Origin of the sequence: Sphingobacterium sp. UBA5996 (assembly GCF_002429765.1) — a bacterium.
In the GTDB taxonomy this organism is placed as follows: Bacteria; Bacteroidota; Bacteroidia; order Sphingobacteriales; family Sphingobacteriaceae; genus Sphingobacterium.
In genome coordinates this window covers 23,056-47,377 of the sequence record NZ_DJAS01000033.1, presented here as the reverse complement: position 1 = coordinate 47,377, position 24,322 = coordinate 23,056, and the positions used below count along the sequence as shown (strand labels likewise).

The following is a 24,322-nucleotide window of genomic DNA, read 5'->3' as shown; positions in this document are numbered from 1 at the left end:
ATTCCGTTAAAAACCTAAACTTACGCCCAACATGTATTGCCTAGATTGTGGGTAAACCCCAAAATCAACGCCAAGTGCTGGATAATCCGATGGTGTTGCTGATACTTCCGGATCAAGACCTTCGTATTTTGTGATGGTGAATAGATTTGTTACTCCGACATAAGCTCTTAATCTTTTCACGCCTGTATTTGCACCAAAGAGTTTATCTGTAGAGAAATTATAACCAATCTGTAAGTTTTTCATCTTAAAGAAGCTTGCATCCTGTACGAAATAGCTAGAAGAGGCATACTCATTAGCCGAAACTTCTTCTTTCGTTTGCGATGGAATCATACTTGATGTATTGGTTGGACTCCACGCATCCAATACGCGTACACTCTTTTGACCATCAAAAACGCCAAAATCCGTAAAGTAACGTGTTGCCTCATAATTCTCATTTCCCTTAGAACCATAGAAGTACATCATGATATCAAAGTTTTTGTAATTGGCATTGAAATTAAGCGAATACGTAAAATCCGGGTGAGGGCTTCCGATAACGGTATTATCTTTTGCGTCAATAATACCATCACCATTCACATCTTCAAATCTAAACCCTCCAACACGCGCTTTCTCGTAAGAAGGGTATTGGGTCAGCTCCGCTTCGTTTTGATAAATCCCCGCTACCTTAAATCCATAGAATGCACCAAAAGGTTGACCTGTTCTTAAAATAGAGGTTTCCATGCTTCGGAAAGCACCGTATACCACATCGTTGATACCGGGTGCCAAACCGACAATTGTATTTTTGTTTCTTGAGATGTTTGCTCCAATATCGAAGTTGAACTTGTTCGGGTCAGTTTGTTTATGATGATAATTCAACGAGAACTCCACCCCTTTATTTTGCATATCGCCAATATTTACATAAGGCGAAGCCGCCCGACCAACAGCTGTCCCTGGTAGTGGCAATGCAAATAACATGTCTGAAGTTTTCTTATTGTACCAATCAAAAGCACCATCAATCTTCCCTTCCAAAATTGAGAAGTCCAATCCTAAATTTAAGGACGCCACCTGTTCCCATTTTACATTCTCATTTTGATAGTCACTGACCCACAGACCACTTACTAATTCATTATTTATTGGATAAGAAGCCGAATTAATAGAAGTTGCATAACGCTTTAAATATTGATATGATGGAATACGTTGGTTTCCTGTAATACCGTAACCTGCTCTTAATTTTAGATCATTTAACCAGCTTGCACTTTTCATAAATTCCTCTTGCGATATCCGCCACGCACCACTCACCCCAGGGAAAGTACCATATTTGTTCTTGGATCCGAAGTTTGACGAGCCATCCCTTCTAACTGTTCCACTTAAGATATAACGATCTTTATACGAATAATCGACCTTTCCAAATATGGAAAACAAAGATCCCAAAGCACCTTCACTTGCTGCCGAATTTTTAGAAGCCTGGCTCACATAAAAGAAATCCGTACTGTTTGTAATAAAGTAGCCATTTCCATTTCCTTGAACCTGGCGATAGGTATTATCAATAGCCTCAGTTCCCAACAATACATTTAAGCTATGGGCGTCATTAAAGTTAGCCTTATAGTTCAAAGTATTTGTCCAGGTCCATTCCGTATTATAACCTGAGGTCTCTGACGATGCACTGTTTGCGCTACCCTCTGTAAATTCCAGATTCGGGTAGGTATAACTTAAATTGTAATAATTCTCATATTTGACACCAAAGCTTGTTCTAAATGTTAATCCTTTTAATATATCATACTCTCCAAAAGCATTGCCAAAGAAGAAATTGCTTTTGTTCACATTATCTTTCGCGCGGTAAGCAATTGCTACAGGATTCTCACCATTTCCCCAGCCGCCTCTAGAGCCTGCAAAATTTCCGCCTTCATCATATACCGGAATAATATTCTTAATACGGTATGCAAATCCAATCGCACTACCCTCACCGATATAATCGCCGGCTGTATTTGTATTTACACCGACGCCATGTCCTTTAGTCATGCTATACTGCATATTTTCACCAAAACGCAGTTTTTTATTAAAAGCGGAAAAATTCGTATTTGAACGTACATTAAAGCGTTCGAATCCCGTATGGATAACTGTTCCTTTTTGTCCCAAATATCCTCCGGATACGGCGTAAGAGGCATTTTCGCCGCCGCCTACTGTATTTAACTGATAAGATTGTGTCGGCGCGTTCTGACTCAATTCTTTGAACCAGTTTGTTCCTGCCTTATTCGCTTTGGTAATTTGATAAAATTCCTCTTTGTTATCCGCATAATTATATTTGGACATATCGGCATCTGCTGGCGTTACTTTGTTGCCCGAGACAGCACCAGCCAACAAATAATCAGGTAGCGGATCCTTATTATCATTTAGGTTATAAATCTGCTGTGGGCTTAACATTTTTGGGAAACGGCCGCTATTAGGCACCTGAACACCGTAATACGCATCAAAATTAATCTGTGGTTTGCCAGATTTGCCAGATTTTGTGGTAATGATGACTACACCATTGTTGGCACGTGAACCGTAAATTGAAGCTGCCGATGCATCTTTCAATACCTGCATTGTTTCAATATCATTCTGATTCAACCAGCTCAATTTTCCTTCAAATGGAACCCCGTCAATTACATAAAGCGGTTCGTTATTATTAATGGTACTATAACCCCGGATTTTAATCTGCGGAGTAGAACCTGGAGCACCATCGGTCACAACTTGAACCCCTGTCGCTCGACCTTGTAAAGACTCGACCGCACTTGCGGCTGGAGTAGTTTTTAATTGGTCCGTATTGACGACAGCGACAGATCCCGTCAAATCCTTCTTACGTTGCGTAGAATAACCAGTCACGACGACTTCTTCTAATGCATCTTGAGAGGCTGTTATCGAAATGGCAAGATCAGCTTTCGACGAAACAGTTACTTCAGTACTTTTGTACCCGATATAACTTACAATAAGCACATCGCCCACTTTTCCCTGAATGGTAAATGCACCGTTCTCGTCGGTAGACGTTCCAGTGCTGCTCCCTTTCACTTTCACAGAAACACCAGTGATACCTTGACCTGTCGAAGCATCTTTCACGACCCCTTTAATAGGCGTCTGTTGTACGCTTTTGGTTTTCATCAATGAAACGACTTCAACTTTGCCATGGTTGGTTAATCCACTGGCAAATCCATGAGTGGTCATTCCTCCCCCAACGAGAAGAGAACTCATAAGCAGAAACCTCGTATTGAACTTTTGGCGCAATATGAGATCAAAACAATTTTTGTCCGCTTTTTTCATCATAATTTTACTAAATAGGTGGTTTAAAAAATTTATGTTTATTCTTTAGTTATTTAAATTGATATTGGTTTATATTTAGTTTTCGGTTATTTTTTTAAGAACAACAACAGCGACAGTCCGTTCTTGCTATCAGATTTAGATCCCCTGGTTATTTATTTTTTTTCTAATTTGGTTACTGAATAGAAATGTTAAAATCTGTTAAATAAATGTAAAGAATAATAAATGTAAAAAAAAAGGAAAAATACCAATTAATTCACAAGACTCTATAAATCAAGTTATTGTATTTTATACACTATCTTAAATTGCAATACTATTGTTACACTAACGGATGCTTCTATTACGTCAGTCAGTAGGTTTGTTAAAATTCAATCTAGACGTCAAATATTGTACAAATAACTTTAAATAAGCTAAAAGCTCCTTATATTTGTTATTGATGAATGTAAGTAATTTATTAGAACGGGCGCTCCGATTCGAGTTCCTATCCAAGGAAGAGGGCATTTTTTTATATCAAAATGCACCTACAGCTGATTTGACTTTCGTAGCCAATGAATTGCGTAAAATACAGGTACCCCATGGTAAGGTGACCTGGCAAATCGATAGAAATGTTAATACAACAAATGTGTGTATTGCAAATTGCAAATTCTGCAATTTTTTCCGTCGTCCCGGACATGAAGACAGTTACATCACCGATATCGAAAGCTATAAACAGAAAATAGAAGAAACTTTTAAATTCGGTGGCGACCAATTGTTACTGCAAGGTGGTCATCACCCCGATTTAGGTATTGAGTTTTACAAGAATCTTTACCGGCAATTAAAAGCGCTTTATCCTTCCCTAAAACTGCATTCTCTTGGACCTCCGGAGATTGCGCATATTTCCAAATTAGAGAACATGAGCCATATTGAAGTATTGACTCAATTGAAGGAAGCGGGTTTGGATTCTCTACCTGGAGCAGGCGCTGAGATCCTTAATGACCGTGTTAGGCGTTTAATCTCAAAAGGAAAATGTGGAGGTAAAGAATGGTTGGACGTGATGCGGGCAGCACATAAAATAAATTTGCCTACTTCAGCTACTATGATGTTCGGTCACATTGAAACAATAGAAGAACGTTTTGAACACTTGGTATGGATTCGTGAAGTCCAGGATGAAAAGCCAAAAGAATCGCATGGATTTATAGCATTTATTCCTTGGCCCTTTCAAGATGACGGCACCTTGCTAAAGAGACTCCGCGGCATTACGAATAACGTAACAAGTGAAGAATATATCCGTATGATTGCTTTAAGCCGGATTATGCTTCCTAATATCAAAAATATACAGGCTTCTTGGCTCACAGTCGGAAAACGTACCGCACAGTTATGTCTGCACGCCGGAGCGAACGACTTCGGCTCAATTATGATCGAGGAAAATGTTGTTTCAGCAGCTGGTGCGCCACATCGATTTACATCAAAATCTATACAGGAAGCAATTTTGGAAGCTGGATTCACTCCCCAACTACGAACACAAAAGTATGAGTTCCGCGAATTACCAGCTCATATGGTCGAACAGGTCATTAACTATTAATACGCTACATTGAAAGACGTCATAAGAAATATTGAAGCAATTATATTTGCTTCTACAGAAGGAATCGATCTTGCCGATATAAAACAGATTTTACAAGAAGCTTTAGCCATCGAAGTATCCAGAGACGAACTGCGTGACTTGATAAAAAAAATTGAAACCAAGTATCAGGATGAAGATGCTGTACTCGAATTACGCTACATTAACAATTCCTACCAGTTTTTGACAAAAGCGCTGTACCACGAATCGATTCAGCAACTTCAAAACCACAACAATAAACGAAAATTAAGCCAATCGGCTCTGGAAACACTCGCGATCATTGCTTACCGACAGCCCATCACAAAACTGGAAGTTGAACAGATTAGAGGTGTCAGCTGTGATTATTCCATTCAAAGACTTCTTGAAAAAAAATTGATCAAAATCGCCGGAAAGGCAGATAGTATAGGAAAACCATTACTTTATGCAACTAGTCCACAGTTCATGGATCACTTTGGAATCAATGGTGTCAGAGATCTCCCACAAATGAAAGATATCGTCACAGAAGACAACGCTATCGGCGAAACAAATGAATAAATAAAATAAAATAAATTTTTATTTTTAAAATACAACTCAACACATTGATTAACAGAAAAATAAAGTGCAATATTTTTTTGAAAAAAAGTTTTGAAAAATAGTTTTCTTCTCTAATTTTACAACATTAAATAAGAAACAATAAAGTATTATTTTATGAACACGGCAACTTTAGCTAACGAAGATTTTGAAGAAGTAAAATTCGCATCTTTTAACGGTCCTGATGACGATGATGATGATTTCGATGATGATTTCGATTTACCTGAAATCGACCCGATTGGAGGATTGGATGACTTCGATGATGAAGATGAATTTTAATATTTTAGTGTAATATATCACTACCTATTAAAAACACCAGAGTATCATTAAAAGATAAGGTGTCCAATTTGGTTGGACGCCTTATCTTTTATTTACTTTACCTGATCGATCAATTTATGTAGCTCCATTTTGGGAATCATTCCGCTCTGTCGCCATACTTGCTGGCCATCCTTAAACAGAACGAAAGTAGGTACGCCACTTACCTTAAAAATCGAAGCAATTTTTGAATTCTTGTCCACGTCAATCTTTATGATAGACAAATCGTCTTGATAAAATTCCTTAAGATCCTGTAAAATCGGCGCCATAGTCTGGCAGGGACCGCACCAAGTCGCAAAAAAATCCACCAGAACCAGCGAATTTGATTGAATAATCTGGTCAAAAGTAGCCATTATTGATTCTCCTTTTCTTCTTTTTTCAATGCTTTATATCCGCCTTGGATATTGCATATATTTTTAAATCCTTTCGAACTCAAAATAGATAAAGCTATTGTACTCCTGTATCCCGATTGGCAATATATATACAACTGCTCATAATCTTTTCTAAGCTCAGAACCAAAATTAACTAAATCTGTTAAGGGAATATTCATTGCATTGTCAATATGTCCACTTTTAAATTCTTTCTCTGTCCTTACATCTACAATATGACCCTCAACTGATTTTTTATTAAATTCCCTCGCTGTAATAGTACTTAAAGACGCTACCATCTCTTTACTCTTCCAAGTTTCAATCCCCCCTTCCAAAACTCCAACAATATTTATATACCCTAACTTTATCAAATGATCAATGACAGCCTCATTATTTTCCGAATCAGTGATTAGCAAAAACTTTTGATCTTTGGTGGGGAAAACTTGCGTCAGAAAATGATCAAAGGGGCCTTCAAAACTAATATTAATCGAATTTGGAACGAATCCCTGCAAAAAATCATCACAATATCGGGTATCAAGCACCTGAATATCATCAACACTACAAAGCTTTTTAAACTTATTCAATGTTAATAGAGGCGGATTGGAAGGGATTTGTTGTTGGATACCCGGGCGGGATTTTGGTTTTGCCTGCAATTGCTTTTGATTACACACTGATAAAAAACAAACGCAAAATAGTGAGATAAAAAATCTATACATATATTCTTTATTTAAAAGGAATAAGCAGCTTTTCCAATTCCTCAATTTTACCATTATATATATTAAGGTCAACATTGCCCTGAATCCCTCGTACGGTACCTTTCTCAGAAAATTGCCAGAAAGTCCAATGCTCTTTGGGGTTCTCAACCCAAAAATTGTAATTAGCAATCCATAAGGTATAAGCTGCAAATTCCTTTTCCAGAAAATCACTATAAAACTTATCTCCTGAGTAAAGAATTGGTTTTACCTTATAATGGGCTTCTACTTCATCAAGCCAACGTCTTAGACCAACTTTCAAACTATCCATAGATTGTTGTTTGGGATGCTCCTCAATATCCAAAACTGGCGGCAGATCTCCAGCTTGAAGTTTAACCTTACGAATAAAATTTTTAGCCTGCTTTACTGAGTTCTCGTTGGGTCTGAAATAATGATAAGCTCCTCTTAAAACCGCCCTATTTTCAGTTTTACTCCAGTTTCGGCTAAACTTACCATCGATTCCTCTCTCCCCCATCGTGGCCCGGATAAACACAAAGTCTATCGGAAAGTGATCATTGATTGTGTTTACATTTTGCCAATCTATTTCTTCCTGATAGGCAGAAACGTCAATGCCAAACACTTTATCGTCATGCTTACTCATAATCTCAATATTCCTGATATCGTATTTAGCCTCCTTTGTTAACGACTTATCCTTAGAACTAGCCACACGGAAATAATAGATAATTCCAGCTCGATAATGCCACAAGACAAGACATAGAAAGAATAAAAACATTCCTGCTACCATCCAAATCCACTTAGTCTCTCGACCCGGGCCTCCTTTTGTACCTGTTCTTTTTGTTTTTGATCGCTGTTGCGCCATAGCACGATGAAGTTACGGCAATAGCAATTAACTCGCAAAATTTTCGCAACAATTTATATTTTTGTATATGATCGTATACAACCCCAAAGACTGGCTTTCAGCAACTTTCAAATTACACAAATCAGACACCTTTAAAAAGTTACTGCCATTCCTTGTTTTAATTGCTTTTTATTCCTGGGCGATAGCCTTTGTAGAATTGGAATTCCTTAAATTAAATGAAAAGAGTTGGGTAAAGAATATTACCATCGTCCACAATCTCCTTGGTTTTGTCATATCGCTCTTACTTGTTTTTCGTACAAACTCGGCCTATGACCGTTGGTGGGAAGCCCGAAAACAATGGGGAACTTTAACGAATGTCAGTAGAGCCTTGTCCTACAAATTGAATGCAATGCTAGAAACAGATGATAAGGTTAACCGAAGTTTTTTTAGGAAAGCAGTACCGCTATTTGCTGAGACCCTTTATGATTTTTTAAGATCGGACTACACCAAGTTTATGCTAGATGAAAATGAACATCCCGAATTGAAGGCATTGGATAATAAAAAGCATGGACCAAACCAAGTGTCCAATATGATCTTTCATAAAATAAACGATCTTTATAAGGCCGGAACCATAAGTGGCGATCAACTTATTATCCTCAATGAGGAAATAGTTGCGATGACAAATGTCTGTGGTGCCTGTGAACGAATTAAAAACACGCCGATACCTTTGGCCTATAGTGCATTTATTAAGAAATTTATTATTTTCTATACCATGACCCTGCCCGTAGGTTATGTTTTTTCGATTGGTTATTTTGTTGTAATTGCTGTACCGTTTATCCTATATGTTTTGGCGTCCCTCGAATTGATTGGAGAATCCATTGAAGAACCATTTGGTATAGATCAAGACGATTTACCTATCGATAAAATTGCTACCAATATCCGAAAGCATTGCCATGAAATTATACCTGCATAAGCTTTTAGAAAAATAATCTAGCTCATTTTCAAACGCTAAGCCTATCTCCGAGAAATAAGTTTTGTAAATCTATTCAGAATTTCTACTTTTGTCGCGGAGAGTTGGCAGAGTGGTCGAATGCGGCGGTCTTGAAAACCGTTAACTGTCACAGGTTCGGGGGTTCGAATCCCTCACTCTCCGCAGAAAAAGCCTTTCAGAAATGAAAGGCTTTTTGCATTTTACATGGTTCGGACCAAAGGCGTTGCCCATAGCTCAAATAATTTCATCTCAGATAAAACCTTCCGATACTAATCCACTTCCCTGATTCTATTATTTTTATTTTGCTTTTTGTGTAATAACTCGAATACTAGCACATCTAATAGACATAATATTCCAGACAATCAAGATTTCTAATTTTAAAATCAATTTTATGAACATTATATTTATGCGTATGAGTGAAAATCTGCTTAGTCATTTATTCAATCTGATCAAAGTCATAATCCTTGCGACCTTGCCGAAGATTCGGAGTACAACCTTTACGCAAAAATCACTGAACTGGATACAATTTTAAAATAATCCAATGACCAGCAAAGAGAATTTTGAGATTATCTATAAGGAATATGCGCCGACTATTCGCAAACTATGTCTCAGTTATACTGGAGACCGAGATAGCGCTGAAGACTTAATCCAAGAAACATTTATCACCGTATGGATGAAGATTGACAGTTTTCGCAATGATGCTAAGTTAAGCACCTGGATTTATAGAATAGCAATCAACAATTGCCTGATGAACTTGCGGAAAAAGAAACATGTCGAAAAAATATCTGACAGAACCTTCATTGATATTCCTGACGAAACATCGGATGAAAAAATGCAACAAATCGATCTTCTATACACATGCATAAGTAAGCTAAAAGAGGCAGATAGAGTATTAATCACATTGGTAATGGATGAAAAACCTTATGAAGAAATAGCAGAAATTACTGGGATTACAGAAAACAATCTGCGTGTCAAAATTCATAGAATTAAAAAAGAATTAACAGAAATTTTCCATAAATATGCAAGACTTTAACGATTTAAAGCATCTTTGGAAACAAGATGACCAGAATGACATCCTGCCTCAGATTAAGCTGAGTAGAATCAAAAGTTTCCGTCAGGTACTGATCAGGAAAGAGATAATAGGTGCAATTTTATTATTAATCACTGGCATAGCCATTATTGCGTTAGTCTATTTTCTTGACTTTAGACATAAGACGCTAACCTTGTATAGTTCCCTCTTCATTGTATCTTTACTCTGTTTTACACAAGCTAGCTTAATGCTTACAACGGCAAATAAAATTAAACAAATCAGCGAAACGGCTATTCCAACCGAACACCTGCTGCAATGGCGGCAATTCAATATATTTAGAAAGAAAAGAATCCATTGGAACCTGCCTATTTACCATATACTCTTAAGTATAGCACTCTCAATCTATCTTTGGGAAATTCTACAAGGAGCTAATTCTACGTATTATCTTTTGGCTTACCTGCCTACCTACGGGTGGATATTATTTTCTTATTTCTATATCGGCAAAAAGCAGATTGCAAAAAATGATCAAGATATTAATGAAATTATTTCGCAATTAGAGGAATTGGAAAGGCAATTTGGTAATTAGAAAAGCTTCCTTATCACTCTTGTGATGGACTCGTTCAAATAAATAGAATAAAAATCTCGGATGCAAAGCATATGCTGTCAAAAGCTCCTTTGGATAGCTCTTATAGTTTATTTGGCAACTTAAAAAATTCAAAAATAAACAGCTAATATTCAATAAGATTACCTTTCAAAAAATTGCCACATCCATTTAGCTAAAGAAAAATGCAAAATAAGTTTTGTAAATCTATTCAGAATTTCTACTTTTGTCGCGGAGAGTTGGCAGAGTGGTCGAATGCGGCGGTCTTGAAAACCGTTAACTGTCACAGGTTCGGGGGTTCGAATCCCTCACTCTCCGCAGAAAAAGCCTTTCAGAAATGAAAGGCTTTTTGCGTATTACGCGGTTCGAACTTAAGTTGCGAGCAAAAGTTAGAACAATATCATTGCCTTTTCAGACTCCTGATATGGAACATGATTCTTCAAAAACCTGGAAAGTTTGCACAAAAAAACCGCATTTTCCAATAAAATCTATGGAATCTTTCTACTTCCGACATCGTACTTCTGAGTGACAACAACAGTGTTAACCTAAAGAAGACGACCATGGCAGAATTAAACCAAAAAACACCAGAAACGGGAAAGAAAAAAATAAGAAGCAGAAAAATGGCTCCTAAAGTGGATCTGACTGCAATGGTAGACCTCGCCTTTCTCCTCATTACATTTTTTATGCTGACCACAACTTTAAACAGACCGTCAGCAATGGATATTGCTATGCCAGACAAAACCAAATCAGAAGTAGAAAGTCCAATTCTGATTGATGAAAATCGTACAGCAACACTGATTCTAGGCGAAGGAAAATTTATGTGGTATCATGGAGATTATAAAAAACCTATCAGCTCTTCAAAAGTAGCGGTAAATATCGAGAAAGAATTATCGACAGTTATTGCACAACTAAAAGCAAAGATAAGTACCATGCCCAATACGAAGGATATGATTGTATTGATTAAACCTAGCAAAGAAGCACGTACAAAAGACCTTATTCAGACGATAGATCAATTAAAGAAACAGCGCATTTCCCGTTATGTGATAAGTAAAACACAAATTGAGGAAGAAAGAAAATTATTGGCTGCACTCTAGTAGAATTAAGGTTTAAATTACTTCAGCCAACCAGCCCCATGAATGTAGCCTATCAAACCAATTCTTCTTAAATTAATCGATTGATATTAATAAGTGTGCAGACTCCGTTTCCCAATGAACTATAAGATAAAACAGGTCTACCGAAAGATCGTGGCATGATGATCTTTCGGCAAATCCAAGACATTAAATTCATAAGTGTCAATTATCTTTTATCAAGATTCTCCCAATAACGTTCCACAGTTTCCCTCACCTCTACTGGTAAAGATGAATAATTTTCAGAATACGTTGTCTGACTATAACCATCAGCTTCTTCAGCACGAAGGCGATAAAACTTATTTTTGTACAGGACTAAACCAATACAACTGAGCTGCTTCTGGACATTATCCTGTGGATGTCTTGAATAGACAAATAACGCATCCAATTTTCCATCTTTATCGGCATCAAAAAAAGCCTTTCGTGATTCCCAAACCGATGTTATTACCCCCACTTCAGAAATTGTCTCAGCAGTTACAACCTTCCACATGCCGTCGACTTGCTGAAAATGCTGCACATAAAGATTATCAGGATTTGCGCCACGTTCGTCTTTTGAAAAAACAATGTAATTATCTTCCTTAGACGTTTGGATACGCTCCACTTGCAATACCCGTTTGCCCTTAAATGGGAAATTAGAGGCCTTAAAATTTTCCTTATTGATCGAAATTGTTGTAATCTGCGCTTCGGCAGTATAAAATCCCACCGACAATAGGATTAAAAAGACGTACTTTCCCATATGTTTTCCCTTAGTATGGATTCAATTTACTGACAATAAAAGGAAAATACAAAATTTTAGCCAGCCTTCTTTACATCCGAGTGATATCGCTCTCCATAAATGTTACTATATTTAGGGTATAAAAAAACACGATGAATAAGTTTTTTACCAACATTTAAATCTTATTCAAAAGCTAGATTGTACGTTGATGAAACAGGACATCCAAACTCTCGATGACATTAAATTATTAGTAGATGAGTTCTACCGTATAGTGCGTAGCGACACAACGATAGGACCTATTTTTCAGGATCGTATCCAAAACAATTGGCCTGTACACCTCGAGAAAATGTACACTTTTTGGCAAACGCTTCTATTGGATCAACACAGTTATTTTGGCAGCCCTTTTCCTCCGCATATGAATTTACCCATAGAAGAAAAACATTTCGCCCAATGGCTCAAACTATTTGAAGCAACGGTGGACGACTTATTTGCTGGTGAAAAAGCACAAGAGGCAAAATGGCGTGCACAGAAAATGGCTCAGATGTTCCAGTTCAAACTTGACTATCTAAATGCTAATCCCAACAAGAAACCTTTAATATAAAAAGCTTTAAAGGCAAGCATTAAATAAATGCTACCATAAAAAATAATTACAGAAGAATTTTTAGAAAAACATAAAAGGCCCTTGGGGATAATCCAAGGGCCTTATCAGGGACAAAACCAACTTTATGCTTTTTCTTCTTTTAATGAAGAGGTTTCTTTTTTAGACTCTTTTTCTTCAAAGCCCGAACGTAGGATTTCATCCCATAAGGAAGAGCTTACACCAAATCCTTTTTCCGGATCAGAATAATGGTGCAACATGTGATGTTGCTTGATACGCTTGAAAATACCGCTTTTAAAATTAGCATGATGCATCGCATAATGACATTCGTCATAGATTAAATAGCCCACCATAAAACCTGAAAAAAAGCAAGCCAGAACAAATTCATCTGAGAAAAACAATGTGAATCCGAGATACACCAAGGCGGCAAGTGGGATACTCGCTGACAGCGGCATCACCAAGCGCATACGGTCCCTAGGAAAATCATGATGCACACCATGGAAAATAAAAGCGACTCTTTTCCCCCACTCCGTCGTGGGATGATAGTGAAATACCCATCGATGTAGAGCATATTCAAAAGCAGTCCAAAAAGCCAAGCCAAAAACAAAATACCCCATGTATGTTAAGAAGGGAATATCTCCCCAAACTAAAGCTTTGTACGAAAAGAAAGCCACCACAGGTACATAGAAAATCAAAGGTACACTCCAATGCACTTTCGTCAATGACTCCAAAAAGTCATTTTTGAACATGCGCGTAGACTCCGTTGAATTTGAAACATAATTACGCTTCGCCATAATACTATTTTTATTATTATTCCCTCACAAAAATAACTATTTTAGACACAAATGAAGAAGGTTTCTGACTAGAAAAACAAAACTACTGACCTTTTTAATAAAAAGGTTAAACAATTATTACTTTAAGCATTGGGCTAAACCCTTTTTATTTGATCTCTTACATCAGATATCAGTTCAATTGATAAAAATTCAATAAAATCAACAGAAGATAAAATTGACAAATCCAAGACAGTTTAGCTTATTTAAAGTTGACTGTGCCCCCCGCCATTTTCTTCTCTACACGTTGTTCTGGTTTTCCATAGACATCAATGATACCACCGCCGCGCGTTTTTGTTTCAATGGAATCAGCGGCATAGACATCTGCTTTACCGCCACCATTGACAGTAACCATAGTAGTGGAAGTCTTAAAATCTTTCCCCTCATATTTACCTCCAAAGTTCGAGATAATCTCTTGTTTGTTTGCCTTTCCATACAGCGCTATTGTGGCACCCGAAGTTACTTTGATCTCAGCTGTTTTTACGTCAGCATACAGATCTACCAGCCCGCCCTCCGAAGCATATACCTTTAAGTGATCGGCCGAAATTGTATTATCTGTGGTCGCAAATACCTTAGCGCCCTTTTTCGCTTCAACATTGCCCAAAGTTTTATAATATACTTTAACAGATATATTGCCTCCTTGAAGCATATTCAACGCGTTCATTTTCAACACCAAGGATCCGTTGGTATTCACGACCTTAACATTCTCGTGATTTTGTCCTTCGAAGGTTACCAAAGACTCATTTGATTTAATCAGCTCAACCTGAATCTTGTCGGTCGCTAATACTGAAGAAAAATCGCCAACATTTTGCTTTATCTGACCAAAGCTAACTTGGGCCATTAATAAAAGTATTACACTAACTCCTAAAAATTTCATATTTATTTGACTTTTTATTGTTGATTGTCAAAAAATAAGCCAATTGCTATCAAAAACGATATATTTAACCTATTTTGACATAAAAAAACGCCCTCTCTGAGGGCGTTTTTTCTATGCTATTCTTTTCGTGGATTACAGTTTACTATTTACATCTACAGCGTTCAAGTCAGCGAATGCTTCTTTCAAACGGGCAACAAATGCTTCCTCACCTTTACGCAACCACACACGCGGATCGTAATATTTTTTATTTGGCGAATCAGTTCCTTCTGGATTACCGATCTGTCCTTGCAAATAGTCGTGATTTTTGGCTTCGTATGCTCTAACACCTTCCCAGAACGCCCATTGCATATCTGTATCGATATTCATCTTGATTGCACCGTACGAAATCGCTTCTGCAATTTCTTCAGGCGAAGAACCAGATCCACCATGGAACACAAAGTTTACTGGCTTTTCAGCACTAAGATTATATTTTTCACGAATATACTCTTGTGAGTTATGCAAAATAACTGGCTGTAACTTTACATTACCTGGTTTGTAAACACCGTGAACATTTCCAAATGCAGCTGCTACTGTAAATTTATCAGATACTTTCGATAATTCTTCAAAAGCATAAGCAACTTCCTCTGGCTGAGTATACAATTTTGAACTGTCTACGTCCGAGTTGTCAACACCATCTTCTTCTCCACCTGTAACACCTAACTCAATTTCTACAGTCATCCCTAGTGGTTTCATTCGAGCCAAGTATTTTGCCGAAATTTCAATGTTTTCCTCAATAGGTTCCTCAGAAAGGTCCAACATATGCGAAGAGAACAATGGTTTACCATGTTGAGCAAAGAATTTTTCACCAGCATCCAACAAGCCGTCAATCCAAGGTAAAAGTTTCTTAGCGGCATGATCCGTATGCAAAATAACAGCTACACCGTAATGCTCCGCTAATAAATGAACATGCTGAGCTGCAGACACCGCTCCCAATACACAAGCTTGTAAATTATCATTGTTCAAGGTTTTACCAGCATAGAATTGTGCGCCACCATTTGACAATTGAATAATTACAGGAGAATTTACTGCTTTTGCAGTTTCCATAACCGCATTGATAGAATTTGTCCCGATAATGTTTACCGCAGGCAAAGCGAACTTATGTTTCTTCGCAACTTCAAACAACTCTTGTACTTGATCTCCTGTCAATACACCTTTAAAATCTTTTAGGCTCATATTTTTGTTATTGATTTATTTTAATCTTTCATGAAACTTGAAGCTACTAAATTATTAAAAATTATTATTACTTCCTAATTTTAACAGTGTACTAAATACACTATGATTTTGCACAAAATGTAAAATCTTGACTTTTCAAAAGAAATGTAACAATCAGATTTTTAGGAAACTTTCACATTCTTCCCTACTTCATAATTAGATCACAACAAACTATCCACTACTCGAATTGAATTTGTTATTCTGCGCCGCAAAAATATCCTGAAGTACAAATTATTAAAAAAATGAAAGAGGATTGATTAAATTTGGATTCACTAAATTGTATCTCTTATGCTACACGTATACGGTATCAAAAATTGCAACACAGTAAAAAAAGCACTTACATGGCTGAAAGATAATAATGTTCCATTTGAATTCCATGATTTTAAAAAAGAAGGTGTCAGTGAAAATAAATTAAAAGAATGGGAGGCTCATGTAGATTGGGAAGCTCTAATAAACAAAAAGGGAACAACATGGAAAAAGTTGTCACAAGAAACGCAAAATCAGGTCGTTGATAGTGTAAGTGCAAACAAGCTCCTCCAAGAAAACACCAGTATGATTAAACGTCCTATTGTTGAATATAACAAAGGAATAATATTGGGATTTAATGAAGCAGAATATGTAACAAATTTAAAATAGTTTTAGGCAACTCTCATGGGCGGAGGCTTAGAAAAGCCTTCAATTATCCAAAATAAGCCCTTCAGTTTTCCTTTTATCCGTTAACTCTTGAAACGCACATTGCGTTTTTTTGGCTCAATCTACTTTTCATTGTATATTGGAGGACATAAATATAATTTAAATAAAAGTATGATGAAAAGAATTGCACTGGCTTCCTTAAGCCTTTTGGCGTTGAGCCATGCTTTACCTGCCTTTTCGCAGGAGAAAACATCCAACTACAGCTATACCGAAGCCTTTGCTCCTCTATTCTTTAAAAACAATGGCAATGACTATCGCTCGGCTTCCGGAAAACCAGGACCGGCGTACTGGCAAAATGCAGCAGACTACAAAATACAGGCTTCGCTGAACGATCAAAACGATCAAATTACAGGTTCTGTTGAGATTACATATAGTAACAATAGTCCAGACAATATGGATTATCTCTGGTTACAATTAGATCAAAATATGTTTTCGCAATATGGGCGTGGTCAATTGATCTCCCCATTGACCAGCAGTCGTTACGGTGATGGCAACTCGACATTTGACGGCGGATATCAGATCCAATCCGTTACCGATGCCAACGGAAGCGCAATCGAGCATATTATTAACGACACACGGATGCAACTTAGACTTCCTACATCTTTGAAAAGTAAGGGCGGAAAAATAACATTTAAGATTAAATACCAATATACAGTGCCAAAGTATGGTGCCGATCGCACAGGGATACTTGATAAGAAAAACGGTAAAATTTATGCTATTGCACAGTGGTTCCCAAGACTTTGCGTTTATGATGATATTCGGGGATGGAATACCCTTCCTTATACCGGGCCCGGTGAATTTTATCGGGAATTTGGAAATTACCAGGTTGAAATCACCACCCCAGCTAATCATATGGTTGTTTTGGGCGGCGAATTGTTAAATCCACAAGAAGTATTTACGCCCGAACAACTCAAAAGATACCAACAAGCGCAACGCAGCGACGAGACTGTAATTATCCGATCTGCCGACGAAGTTAACGACAAAAACTCGCGCCCCATTAAGAAAAACTTAACCTGGAAGTATCAACTTAATAATGCTCAAGACATCGCCTGGGCATCTTCTACAGCATTTATACTCGACGGTGCGAAGATCAATCTGCCTAGTGGAAAAAAGGCTCTAGCTTTGTCAGCTTATCCAGAAGAAAGCAACAGCAACAATGCCTGGGAACGCTCTACAGAATATACGAAAGCCGCTATTGAGATCTATTCAAAAAGCTGGTTTGAATATCCCTATCCAGTAGCTGTCAATGTCGCTTCCAATGTTGGTGGAATGGAGTATCCGGCCCTTTCATTTTGTGGCCATCAGGCCAAAGCGGGATCCTTATGGGGAGTCACCAACCACGAATTTGGTCATAATTGGTTTCCAATGATTGTTGCATCCAATGAACGTGAGCATGGATGGATGGACGAAGGGTTTAATACATTCATAAATGAACTTGCGACAAAGGAATTTAATAATGGCGAATATTACCGCAGTCAGGCAAGCAGATCTTACATATTTACGGCTCGTAATCTAGAACCAATCATGAGTACACCTCAAAATATGAAAGAACGTAATATTGGGGCTCTTGTCTATTACAAACCGGCTTATGGGCTTAAATTATTGCGAAACGAAATTATTGGTTCTGAGCGATTCGATTATGCCTTTAAAAAGTACATCCAAGATTGGGCATACAAACACCCGACTCCTGAGGATTTCTTCAAAGCCATTGAGAATGGTACTGGAGAAAATCTAAATTGGTTCTGGCGCGGCTGGTTTGTCAACAACTGGCAAATGGACCAAAGTATAAAGTCTGTTTCCTATGTCAACAACAATCCTAAATTTGGTGCCCTTGTTACCATTGAGAACTTGGAAAAATTGCCGATGCCCGTGACTGTTGAAGCAACAACCATATCCGGAAAGAAGATACGTAAAAAACTGCCAGTGGAAATATGGGAAAGGAACACGATATGGCAGTTTAAAATACCAACCGCAGAATCATTACAATCTATACAAATAGATCCAGACATGGTGATGCCGGATAAGAATCCTGACAATAACTCATGGAAAGCAAATTAGCCAATTTCAAATTGTATTCTTTATTTTTGAGTAAAGAACGATCATGGCTATAGGTTGATAAACAAAACAGTAAATACACTGTTCATATATAGATTGAAAGTACATAACTATAACTATTCGAATGAAAATATTACAAGCGATTCTAAGCTGCTCACTTCTTATGCTAATGAGTGGACATCTCATTGCACAGGAAAAGACAAAGGGAATTATTATGGAACTTGTCAGCGGTGAGAAAATCGAGGCTGCACAAATTCGAAATCTAAGAACAAAGGCTGAAGTACAGACTAATAGAGATGGCTCATTTGCTATTGATGCGGCAATTAACGACCTGCTTTTGATTAAAGCGGTTGGTTATGAACAAGACACGGTCTTTATTTACGATAATAGCCTGCGGAGAATCTATTTGAACAGAATGAATAATGTAATTCAGCTGAATGAAGTCGTTGTCGAAAGGATGACTGATAGTAGACTTGCTACTGAAATACAACGCGAAAAGACTGCAGGAAAATATTCGGACGCAACTCAGAACCGCGGGGGCATACGGATTTCTCCAAGTCGTATATTTAGTAAAGAGGGAAAACAAGCTCGTTCAAATTATAAGCTTCTGGTAGCTGAACTCGAGAAGAGAGCAGTTGATAGAAAATTTACAGAGAATCTGATTAGAGAATTGACTCCACTCAGTGGGTCGGACCTAGCCTTGTTTAAGGAACGATTTAGACCTTCCTATAAATTCGTCCAAAATAGTAGCCAAGAGTCTTTGAAGGTGTATATTATGGATAGCTATAAGAAATTTAACGAGAAAAAATAAGAAAAACTTTTATCACGTGATTGTCAGAAGGTTTTAAACTGTAATATTTTTTACATCAGTTTAAAACCTTTTCTGTTACTTTGTGTTGTAATTTAAAAATCAGCAGAGGATGTTACACAACTTGAGATTTGCAACGGCATTACACATCATGGTTCTCGCGCAACTAGAAGAGTCAAATCAATGGCTTTCTTCTGAGTACATTGCGTCGAGTATCCAGATAAATGCCAGTGTGGTTCGCAAAGAAATTGCCTCTCTCAAAGCAGCATCTTTACTAATTAGCAAAGAAGGTAAAGGCGGTGGTATTCGTATCAATCCGAATAATCCAGCGATTGATTTGGCAGATATTTATCTGAGTACCAAACAGGCAGAATTCGGAGGAAAGTTTAACAGCCCTAACCCAGACTGTATGGTTGGTAAAAATATCAATTCCAGATTGCATGATCTTTATCAGGAAGTCGACACTGATATTGTACAGCGTTTGCGAAAGTTATACCTAGCTGATTTTAGCAAAACATTTAAATAAAAAAGACATGAAAGTAGCAGTAATTGGATCAACAGGATATGTAGGATCTCATCTTGTAAAAGAATTGGCGAACCGTAACTACGACGTCGTTGCTATTGCACGCCACCCAGAAAATACGCCATCGAATGAAAGAGTAAATAAACTACAAGTAGACATTAATGATAATCATCAATTGGTTTCAGCTCTAAAAGATGTCGATGTTGTCATTTCGGCTTTCAATGCCGGCTGGACGAATCCCAATCTGTATGAGGATTTTACAAAAGGAGCACTAGCTATCCAACAGGCTGTTAAGGATTCAGGTGTTAATCGCTTCATTGTTATCGGCGGTGCAGGAAGTTTATTAATAGATGGAAATCGATTGGTCGATTCCCCTGATTTTCCAAAAGAAATTAAACCGGGAGCCTTAGCTGCAGCCGACTATTTAGATATCATCAAAAAAGAAACTGAACTTACCTGGACCATGTTCAGTCCAGCGATAGAAATGAATTCTCATGCTGGCGGAATACGCACCGGTAAGTATCGAACAGGGCTAGATACTCCGGTATTTGATAACGAAGGCCGGTCCAAATTATCAGTTGAGGATCTTGCTGTCGCAATAGTAGACGAAATTGAAAATAAACAATTCCTCAATAAACGCTTTACAGCAGCGTATTAGTACTCAATCAAGCATTTGATTAAGATTTATTACAAAAGGGAAGAGCAATCTTCCCTTTTTTCATTGATATCATTTATATTTGACATTAATTAAACAATTAAGAAGCTAAATAATCGTAAATCATCAATCCTATGTTATTTAAAAAATCGATTCCTCAACTGATTGCTGAGGCCAATGAAAATGGTGAACACACGCTAAAAAGGACACTGTCGAGTTCGGGTCTAATCGCTCTGGGAGTTGGGGCCATCATCGGAGCAGGCCTTTTCTCTTTAACAGGAATTGCTGCCGCTGAAAATGCAGGTCCAGCTGTTATCCTATCTTTCATCATCGCAGCAGTAGGCTGTGGCTTCGCAGGTCTTTGTTATGCGGAATTTGCTTCTATGATTCCTGTTGCGGGGAGTGCATATACCTATTCTTACGCTACAATGGGGGAATTTGTTGCCTGGATTATCGGATGGGATCTTGTGCTTGAATATGCATTGGCAGGAGCTACTGTAGCCGTCAGCTGGTCTCAGTATTTCAATCAGCTTCTAATGATATTTCATATCCAACTACCCGACACCCTGCTCAAAGGTCCTTGGGAAGGCGGAGTTGTTAATTTGCCTGCCATCGTTATTGTCTGTTTACTATCTCTCTTATTAATGCGCGGCACACAGGAATCATCCCGTGTTAATAATATCTTGGTGATTCTAAAAGTTGGGGTCGTCTTAATTTTTATCGCCTTGGGATGGAGCTTTATTAATCCGGCAAATCACAATCCATTTATTCCTACAAATGCAGGTGAAGAGCTTGTGAAAAGTGGACAACAAAGCTTTTGGTCATTTTTAAAGAGTGATGATTTTGGTCACTTTGGTATCAGTGGAGTGTTGCGTGCAGCAGGCGTTGTATTTTTTGCATTCATTGGCTTTGATGCGGTGAGCACCGCTGCCCAAGAGGCAAAGAATCCTAAAAAAGGTATGCCAATAGGCATCATCGGCTCGTTAATAATCTGCACACTTTTGTATGTTTTATTCTCCTACGTAATGACTGGTATTGAAAACTATACCATGTTTAAAGGCGACGCAAAACCTGTTGCTACCGCTTTTGCGAAAACAGGATATCATTTTCTAAACACAGCATTGATTATTACGATTATTGCGGGGTACACTTCAGTTATTCTCGTGATGTTACTCGGCCAGAGCCGTGTATTCTATTCAATGAGTAAAGATGGTCTACTTCCAAAGATATTTTCCGATCTATCCAAAAGACAGACACCCTGGAAAACCAATGCTATTTTTATGGTATTCGTCAGTATATTCGCAGGTTTCGTTCCGGTTTCAGACCTGGGACATATGGTAAGTATTGGTACACTGTTTGCCTTCACATTAGTTTGCGTCGGCATTTTAGTGCTCCGCAAAACTGATCCTAATTTGGAGCGACCATTTAAAACACCATTAGTACCTTTTGTTCCGGTCATGGGCATCTTAGTTTGTATTTTAATGATGGCTTCGTTGCCAATAGAAAGTTGGGAACGTCTGGCCATCTGGCTTGCTATAGGGTTATTGATTTACTTCGTGTATGGTAAAAAACATAGTGTCATCAGAAAACGACATCAAGATAAACAAAATATAGTTTAAACAAAGTAGGCTTCTTATAAAGAAGCCTACTTTGTTTAAAAAGATCACTAATACATCTAAACTACAACGCGCTTAGTTTAAAATATCCGTTAGATATAATATCCTCTTCCCGATCGGCATTTGGTCTAATTTGAATACCATACTTACATCTATCAACTTGCGATAATAGATCTTCTATCTCATAAATATCATCAACATCCAAGCCATACTTATCATCAATATGCGCCGAACTATGATGCTTCCAAAAGGCAGTGCGTTTCGCCTTTTCAGTCGCTTTCGCCAAATTAGAAGCGACGATAAGCTCCTTGTAATGAAACTCATCAAATTCATTTGGCTTGTACCCTCCTAAATTGACGAAAAACAACTTTAATTCGGAATCATTAGTTTGTTCATCGCTCATCTCAACAACGTTGATTTCATACTCTCCGACCTTATGCACAATACGGTAAGCATCAATGTGAATTTTACCATCAGCCTCTGGCCAAAAATCTTTAATTGGATCGACAAAATCTTTGAGCTCATCACCAATTCCAAAGAAAATATCATGCTGCTCTGTTCGCCTATTTTTCGGTTTACAGCCGATCAAAATCATAAATAATCTCATCATATACTAATCAGTTTTTCACTATCTCTGTTAAAATATCCCGTTTATTTTCATCAGTGTTCATACATAAGAATCATGAATATTTCATAACTTAAGCCCTGTAAACAATAAAAGTAACTATTATCCATCACATTCAACATGTATTATACGTTAACAATGCGCAAAATATTCCTATTATCCACTTTAGTTTTTTTATCACTATCATCGTTTGGGCAAAGGCCCTCCACCGATAAAAAACTTGAATCGAAAATAATACAGCTGATTCAAGGTTTTCGGGGCGATGTTGGCATTTATGTACATCATCTCAAAAAAAATAAAGAGGTCAATATTCAGGCTGACAGCATTTTCCCTACCGCCAGTATTGTCAAAATACCTATTTTAGTTGGCATATTTGATAAAATTGAAAAAGGTGAATTACAGCTTGATCAGCAACTGGTGTACCGCAGTAATCAAAAATATGGTGGCTCTAGGCTCATGCAATTTTTTAAGGACAGTACAGAAGTGGACCTGAAAACCTTAATTGGTCTTATGTTGTCATATAGCGATAATGTAACCAGTATCTGGAATCAGAAACTCGCAGGGGGTGGGGTCGCAATCAATAAATTAATGACCGACCTTCGACTAGTGCACACGCTTGTCAACTCACAGACTGAGGGGCGAAAATCGGATTGGGAAAGATATGGTTGGGGGCAGACAACCCCCAAGGAGATGGCTGATTTGGTGACATTGATCCGAGAAGGAAAAGTTGTGTCTGCAAAATCTTCCGATCAGATGTATCGCCTTCTGGGAAATATGTTCTATGATGGGCGAGGGCTTTCACAAATCCCGGCAACTGTAAAAACCGCATCTAAAACAGGATCTCTAGACGATGTGCGTAATGAGGTTATTCTAGTCAATGCACCGAAGGGAGATTATGTTTTCAGTATATTCACCAAGAATAATGCTGATAAAAGTTGGGGAAAAACCAATGAAGCTGAAATCCTCACTCGGAAGCTTTCAAAATTACTATGGGATTATTATCAATAAAAATCAAGCTTGTACTATAAAAATGAAACGATATAATAAAGGGACACCGTATAATGTGTCCCTTTATTATATCAAGAAGGGTCAATATAGTATTTAGTTCTTTAATGCTTCACCGACATTCTTAGCTTTTCGGCTTATATCGTCACCAACCTTTTTGGAAGCATCTTTTACATCGTTAGCAGCATCTTTCGTACCGGTAGCGACATCATTTGCAACATTCTTCGTGCCTTGAGCGACATCTTTTGCAGCATCTTTTGTTTTATCAACTGCTGTGTTCGTTGCATCTACTGTTGCATCTTTCGCGTCTTTTAACCCTTCTTTTACATCCTCTCCAGCATTACGCAATGCTGCTTTAGTTTTTTCCCATGCCGTATTCGCTTCCTCTGAAGCTGCACGAGCTTTTTCTTCAGCTGCTTTATCGCCCTTCGCAATAGCTTCATCCAAATCCTTTTTTGCCTGCTCGGCTTTTAAACGAGCATTCTCCTCCGCATTTTTTAAATCTGCTATTGCTGCGTCTACGTGCTCGCCTACTGTCTGAGCTGAATCGGTAGTTACAGTATCTTTTTTCTCCGAATTGTTGCAAGAAGACATTACCAATGTTCCTGCCACGACTGCTAAAAATGCAATTTTTTTCATTATATATTGATTGAT

The 24,322-nt window shown here is 37.8% G+C and carries 26 protein-coding genes and 2 tRNA genes; 18 read left to right on the top strand and 10 right to left on the bottom strand.

Annotated features, from left to right (window positions below; genetic code table 11):
• Nucleotides 1–6: 6 nt before the first annotated feature.
• The gene (locus tag B3E00_RS22000) at nucleotides 7–3,273 is read right to left on the bottom strand and encodes a SusC/RagA family TonB-linked outer membrane protein (protein ID WP_293940162.1); all 3,267 of its coding nucleotides are present in this window, start codon (nucleotides 3,271–3,273) and stop codon (nucleotides 7–9) included.
• Between the two features lie 430 nt (nucleotides 3,274–3,703).
• Between B3E00_RS22000 and mqnC the strand changes: the two genes are divergently transcribed.
• From mqnC to B3E00_RS21985, 3 genes are all read left to right on the top strand, one after another.
• Entirely contained in the window at nucleotides 3,704–4,828 is a 1,125-nt protein-coding gene (mqnC, locus tag B3E00_RS21995) for a cyclic dehypoxanthinyl futalosine synthase (protein WP_293888971.1), read from the top strand.
• A gap of 9 nt (nucleotides 4,829–4,837) precedes the next feature.
• Nucleotides 4,838–5,398, top strand: a complete 561-nt coding sequence (gene scpB, locus B3E00_RS21990) for an SMC-Scp complex subunit ScpB (protein ID WP_209578859.1) — start codon at nucleotides 4,838–4,840, stop codon at nucleotides 5,396–5,398.
• A 153-nt stretch (nucleotides 5,399–5,551) separates the two neighbouring features.
• The gene (locus B3E00_RS21985; protein ID WP_209578860.1) at nucleotides 5,552–5,713 is read left to right on the top strand and encodes a hypothetical protein; all 162 of its coding nucleotides are present in this window, start codon (nucleotides 5,552–5,554) and stop codon (nucleotides 5,711–5,713) included.
• 92 nt (nucleotides 5,714–5,805) lie between these two features.
• Here the strand turns inward: B3E00_RS21985 and trxA are convergent, their stop codons facing one another.
• Genes trxA through B3E00_RS21970 form a run of 3 tightly spaced genes read right to left on the bottom strand, consistent with a single transcriptional unit; the run spans nucleotide 5,806 to nucleotide 7,689 of the window.
• Nucleotides 5,806–6,102 carry a thioredoxin gene (trxA, locus tag B3E00_RS21980; protein WP_209578861.1) on the bottom strand — a complete coding sequence of 99 codons (297 nt, stop codon included), beginning with the start codon at nucleotides 6,100–6,102 and terminating at the stop codon, nucleotides 5,806–5,808.
• Nucleotides 6,102–6,833, bottom strand: a complete 732-nt coding sequence (locus B3E00_RS21975) for a rhodanese-like domain-containing protein (protein WP_293884615.1) — start codon at nucleotides 6,831–6,833, stop codon at nucleotides 6,102–6,104. Before B3E00_RS21975 ends, trxA begins: the two co-directional genes overlap by 1 nt.
• Nucleotides 6,834–6,840: 7 nt before the next feature.
• Nucleotides 6,841–7,689, bottom strand: coding sequence for a glycoside hydrolase family 25 protein (locus tag B3E00_RS21970; protein ID WP_293888969.1), 849 nt, complete (start codon nucleotides 7,687–7,689; stop codon nucleotides 6,841–6,843).
• A gap of 67 nt (nucleotides 7,690–7,756) precedes the next feature.
• On the opposite strand from B3E00_RS21970, the gene B3E00_RS21965 reads away from it, so the two are divergent.
• The 7 genes from B3E00_RS21965 (at nucleotide 7,757) to B3E00_RS21935 (ending at nucleotide 11,384) form a co-directional block, all read left to right on the top strand.
• Nucleotides 7,757–8,641, top strand: a complete 885-nt coding sequence (locus B3E00_RS21965; protein ID WP_293884613.1) for a bestrophin family protein — start codon at nucleotides 7,757–7,759, stop codon at nucleotides 8,639–8,641.
• Nucleotides 8,642–8,736: 95 nt separating this feature from the next.
• A tRNA-Ser gene (locus B3E00_RS21960) sits at nucleotides 8,737–8,821 on the top strand.
• A gap of 229 nt (nucleotides 8,822–9,050) precedes the next feature.
• On the top strand, nucleotides 9,051–9,191 hold the full coding sequence (locus B3E00_RS21955) for a hypothetical protein (RefSeq protein WP_209578865.1): 141 nt from the start codon (nucleotides 9,051–9,053) through the stop codon (nucleotides 9,189–9,191).
• Between the two features lie 9 nt (nucleotides 9,192–9,200).
• Entirely contained in the window at nucleotides 9,201–9,692 is a 492-nt protein-coding gene (locus B3E00_RS21950) for an RNA polymerase sigma factor (protein WP_293940160.1), read from the top strand.
• Nucleotides 9,679–10,275: a hypothetical protein gene (locus B3E00_RS21945; RefSeq protein WP_293888967.1), complete on the top strand. Its 597-nt coding sequence runs from the start codon at nucleotides 9,679–9,681 to the stop codon at nucleotides 10,273–10,275. Before B3E00_RS21950 ends, B3E00_RS21945 begins: the two co-directional genes overlap by 14 nt.
• Nucleotides 10,276–10,523: 248 nt before the next feature.
• A tRNA-Ser gene (locus tag B3E00_RS21940) sits at nucleotides 10,524–10,608 on the top strand.
• Nucleotides 10,609–10,850: 242 nt separating this feature from the next.
• Nucleotides 10,851–11,384, top strand: a complete 534-nt coding sequence (locus B3E00_RS21935; protein ID WP_293940158.1) for an ExbD/TolR family protein — start codon at nucleotides 10,851–10,853, stop codon at nucleotides 11,382–11,384.
• Between the two features lie 202 nt (nucleotides 11,385–11,586).
• Here B3E00_RS21935 and B3E00_RS21930 read toward each other — a convergent pair whose 3' ends face one another.
• Entirely contained in the window at nucleotides 11,587–12,153 is a 567-nt protein-coding gene (locus B3E00_RS21930) for a hypothetical protein (protein ID WP_293940156.1), read from the bottom strand.
• Nucleotides 12,154–12,340: 187 nt separating this feature from the next.
• Here B3E00_RS21930 and B3E00_RS21925 point away from each other — a divergent pair, with 187 nt between their 5' ends.
• Nucleotides 12,341–12,733, top strand: coding sequence for a group III truncated hemoglobin (locus tag B3E00_RS21925; protein WP_293940154.1), 393 nt, complete (start codon nucleotides 12,341–12,343; stop codon nucleotides 12,731–12,733).
• Between the two features lie 122 nt (nucleotides 12,734–12,855).
• Here B3E00_RS21925 and B3E00_RS21920 read toward each other — a convergent pair whose 3' ends face one another.
• The 3 genes from B3E00_RS21920 to fbaA form a co-directional block, all read right to left on the bottom strand.
• Complete coding sequence (locus B3E00_RS21920; protein ID WP_293888961.1) at nucleotides 12,856–13,524, bottom strand: sterol desaturase family protein; 669 nt, start codon at nucleotides 13,522–13,524, stop codon at nucleotides 12,856–12,858.
• Nucleotides 13,525–13,762: 238 nt separating this feature from the next.
• A complete protein-coding gene (locus B3E00_RS21915; RefSeq protein ID WP_209578871.1) occupies nucleotides 13,763–14,437 on the bottom strand; it encodes a head GIN domain-containing protein in 675 nt (224 codons plus the stop codon).
• A gap of 132 nt (nucleotides 14,438–14,569) precedes the next feature.
• A complete protein-coding gene (gene fbaA / locus B3E00_RS21910) occupies nucleotides 14,570–15,649 on the bottom strand; it encodes a class II fructose-bisphosphate aldolase (protein ID WP_293885085.1) in 1,080 nt (359 codons plus the stop codon).
• A gap of 327 nt (nucleotides 15,650–15,976) precedes the next feature.
• Here fbaA and B3E00_RS21905 point away from each other — a divergent pair, with 327 nt between their 5' ends.
• From B3E00_RS21905 to B3E00_RS21880, 6 genes are all read left to right on the top strand, one after another.
• A complete protein-coding gene (locus B3E00_RS21905) occupies nucleotides 15,977–16,324 on the top strand; it encodes an arsenate reductase (RefSeq protein ID WP_293940151.1) in 348 nt (115 codons plus the stop codon).
• 168 nt (nucleotides 16,325–16,492) lie between these two features.
• Nucleotides 16,493–18,439: a M1 family metallopeptidase gene (locus B3E00_RS21900; protein WP_293940149.1), complete on the top strand. Its 1,947-nt coding sequence runs from the start codon at nucleotides 16,493–16,495 to the stop codon at nucleotides 18,437–18,439.
• Nucleotides 18,440–18,560: 121 nt separating this feature from the next.
• Nucleotides 18,561–19,247 (top strand): carboxypeptidase-like regulatory domain-containing protein, encoded by a 687-nt coding sequence (locus tag B3E00_RS21895; protein ID WP_293940147.1) that lies wholly within the window; start codon nucleotides 18,561–18,563, stop codon nucleotides 19,245–19,247.
• A 109-nt stretch (nucleotides 19,248–19,356) separates the two neighbouring features.
• Nucleotides 19,357–19,770, top strand: a complete 414-nt coding sequence (locus B3E00_RS21890) for an Rrf2 family transcriptional regulator (protein ID WP_293885089.1) — start codon at nucleotides 19,357–19,359, stop codon at nucleotides 19,768–19,770.
• Between the two features lie 7 nt (nucleotides 19,771–19,777).
• Nucleotides 19,778–20,425, top strand: a complete 648-nt coding sequence (locus B3E00_RS21885) for an NAD(P)-dependent oxidoreductase (RefSeq protein ID WP_293888953.1) — start codon at nucleotides 19,778–19,780, stop codon at nucleotides 20,423–20,425.
• A gap of 131 nt (nucleotides 20,426–20,556) precedes the next feature.
• Nucleotides 20,557–22,041: an amino acid permease gene (locus tag B3E00_RS21880; protein WP_293885091.1), complete on the top strand. Its 1,485-nt coding sequence runs from the start codon at nucleotides 20,557–20,559 to the stop codon at nucleotides 22,039–22,041.
• Nucleotides 22,042–22,102: 61 nt separating this feature from the next.
• Here B3E00_RS21880 and B3E00_RS21875 read toward each other — a convergent pair whose 3' ends face one another.
• Nucleotides 22,103–22,648, bottom strand: a complete 546-nt coding sequence (locus tag B3E00_RS21875) for a DUF1543 domain-containing protein (protein WP_293940145.1) — start codon at nucleotides 22,646–22,648, stop codon at nucleotides 22,103–22,105.
• 153 nt (nucleotides 22,649–22,801) lie between these two features.
• Between B3E00_RS21875 and B3E00_RS21870 the strand changes: the two genes are divergently transcribed.
• Nucleotides 22,802–23,671: a serine hydrolase gene (locus B3E00_RS21870; protein ID WP_293940143.1), complete on the top strand. Its 870-nt coding sequence runs from the start codon at nucleotides 22,802–22,804 to the stop codon at nucleotides 23,669–23,671.
• A 93-nt stretch (nucleotides 23,672–23,764) separates the two neighbouring features.
• On the opposite strand, the gene B3E00_RS21865 is transcribed toward B3E00_RS21870, so the two are convergent.
• Nucleotides 23,765–24,307 (bottom strand): hypothetical protein, encoded by a 543-nt coding sequence (locus B3E00_RS21865; RefSeq protein ID WP_293885094.1) that lies wholly within the window; start codon nucleotides 24,305–24,307, stop codon nucleotides 23,765–23,767.
• Between the last annotated feature and the right edge of the window lie 15 nt (nucleotides 24,308–24,322).

What these genes read in the sequence shown, in the direction of transcription:
- B3E00_RS22000 (WP_293940162.1), bottom strand. Translation starts at nt 3,273, where the DNA reads ATGATGAAAAAAGCGGACAAAAATTGTTTTGATCTCATATTGCGCCAA.
- mqnC (WP_293888971.1), top strand. Translation starts at nt 3,704, where the DNA reads ATGAATGTAAGTAATTTATTAGAACGGGCGCTCCGATTCGAGTTCCTA.
- B3E00_RS21985 (WP_209578860.1), top strand. Translation starts at nt 5,552, where the DNA reads ATGAACACGGCAACTTTAGCTAACGAAGATTTTGAAGAAGTAAAATTC.
- trxA (WP_209578861.1), bottom strand. Translation starts at nt 6,102, where the DNA reads ATGGCTACTTTTGACCAGATTATTCAATCAAATTCGCTGGTTCTGGTG.
- B3E00_RS21975 (WP_293884615.1), bottom strand. Translation starts at nt 6,833, where the DNA reads ATGTATAGATTTTTTATCTCACTATTTTGCGTTTGTTTTTTATCAGTG.
- B3E00_RS21970 (WP_293888969.1), bottom strand. Translation starts at nt 7,689, where the DNA reads ATGGCGCAACAGCGATCAAAAACAAAAAGAACAGGTACAAAAGGAGGC.
- B3E00_RS21965 (WP_293884613.1), top strand. Translation starts at nt 7,757, where the DNA reads ATGATCGTATACAACCCCAAAGACTGGCTTTCAGCAACTTTCAAATTA.
- B3E00_RS21955 (WP_209578865.1), top strand. Translation starts at nt 9,051, where the DNA reads ATGAACATTATATTTATGCGTATGAGTGAAAATCTGCTTAGTCATTTA.
- B3E00_RS21950 (WP_293940160.1), top strand. Translation starts at nt 9,201, where the DNA reads ATGACCAGCAAAGAGAATTTTGAGATTATCTATAAGGAATATGCGCCG.
- B3E00_RS21945 (WP_293888967.1), top strand. Translation starts at nt 9,679, where the DNA reads ATGCAAGACTTTAACGATTTAAAGCATCTTTGGAAACAAGATGACCAG.
- B3E00_RS21935 (WP_293940158.1), top strand. Translation starts at nt 10,851, where the DNA reads ATGGCAGAATTAAACCAAAAAACACCAGAAACGGGAAAGAAAAAAATA.
- B3E00_RS21930 (WP_293940156.1), bottom strand. Translation starts at nt 12,153, where the DNA reads ATGGGAAAGTACGTCTTTTTAATCCTATTGTCGGTGGGATTTTATACT.
- B3E00_RS21925 (WP_293940154.1), top strand. Translation starts at nt 12,341, where the DNA reads ATGAAACAGGACATCCAAACTCTCGATGACATTAAATTATTAGTAGAT.
- B3E00_RS21920 (WP_293888961.1), bottom strand. Translation starts at nt 13,524, where the DNA reads ATGGCGAAGCGTAATTATGTTTCAAATTCAACGGAGTCTACGCGCATG.
- B3E00_RS21915 (WP_209578871.1), bottom strand. Translation starts at nt 14,437, where the DNA reads ATGAAATTTTTAGGAGTTAGTGTAATACTTTTATTAATGGCCCAAGTT.
- fbaA (WP_293885085.1), bottom strand. Translation starts at nt 15,649, where the DNA reads ATGAGCCTAAAAGATTTTAAAGGTGTATTGACAGGAGATCAAGTACAA.
- B3E00_RS21905 (WP_293940151.1), top strand. Translation starts at nt 15,977, where the DNA reads ATGCTACACGTATACGGTATCAAAAATTGCAACACAGTAAAAAAAGCA.
- B3E00_RS21900 (WP_293940149.1), top strand. Translation starts at nt 16,493, where the DNA reads ATGATGAAAAGAATTGCACTGGCTTCCTTAAGCCTTTTGGCGTTGAGC.
- B3E00_RS21895 (WP_293940147.1), top strand. Translation starts at nt 18,561, where the DNA reads ATGAAAATATTACAAGCGATTCTAAGCTGCTCACTTCTTATGCTAATG.
- B3E00_RS21890 (WP_293885089.1), top strand. Translation starts at nt 19,357, where the DNA reads ATGTTACACAACTTGAGATTTGCAACGGCATTACACATCATGGTTCTC.
- B3E00_RS21885 (WP_293888953.1), top strand. Translation starts at nt 19,778, where the DNA reads ATGAAAGTAGCAGTAATTGGATCAACAGGATATGTAGGATCTCATCTT.
- B3E00_RS21880 (WP_293885091.1), top strand. Translation starts at nt 20,557, where the DNA reads ATGTTATTTAAAAAATCGATTCCTCAACTGATTGCTGAGGCCAATGAA.
- B3E00_RS21875 (WP_293940145.1), bottom strand. Translation starts at nt 22,648, where the DNA reads ATGATGAGATTATTTATGATTTTGATCGGCTGTAAACCGAAAAATAGG.
- B3E00_RS21870 (WP_293940143.1), top strand. Translation starts at nt 22,802, where the DNA reads ATGCGCAAAATATTCCTATTATCCACTTTAGTTTTTTTATCACTATCA.
- B3E00_RS21865 (WP_293885094.1), bottom strand. Translation starts at nt 24,307, where the DNA reads ATGAAAAAAATTGCATTTTTAGCAGTCGTGGCAGGAACATTGGTAATG.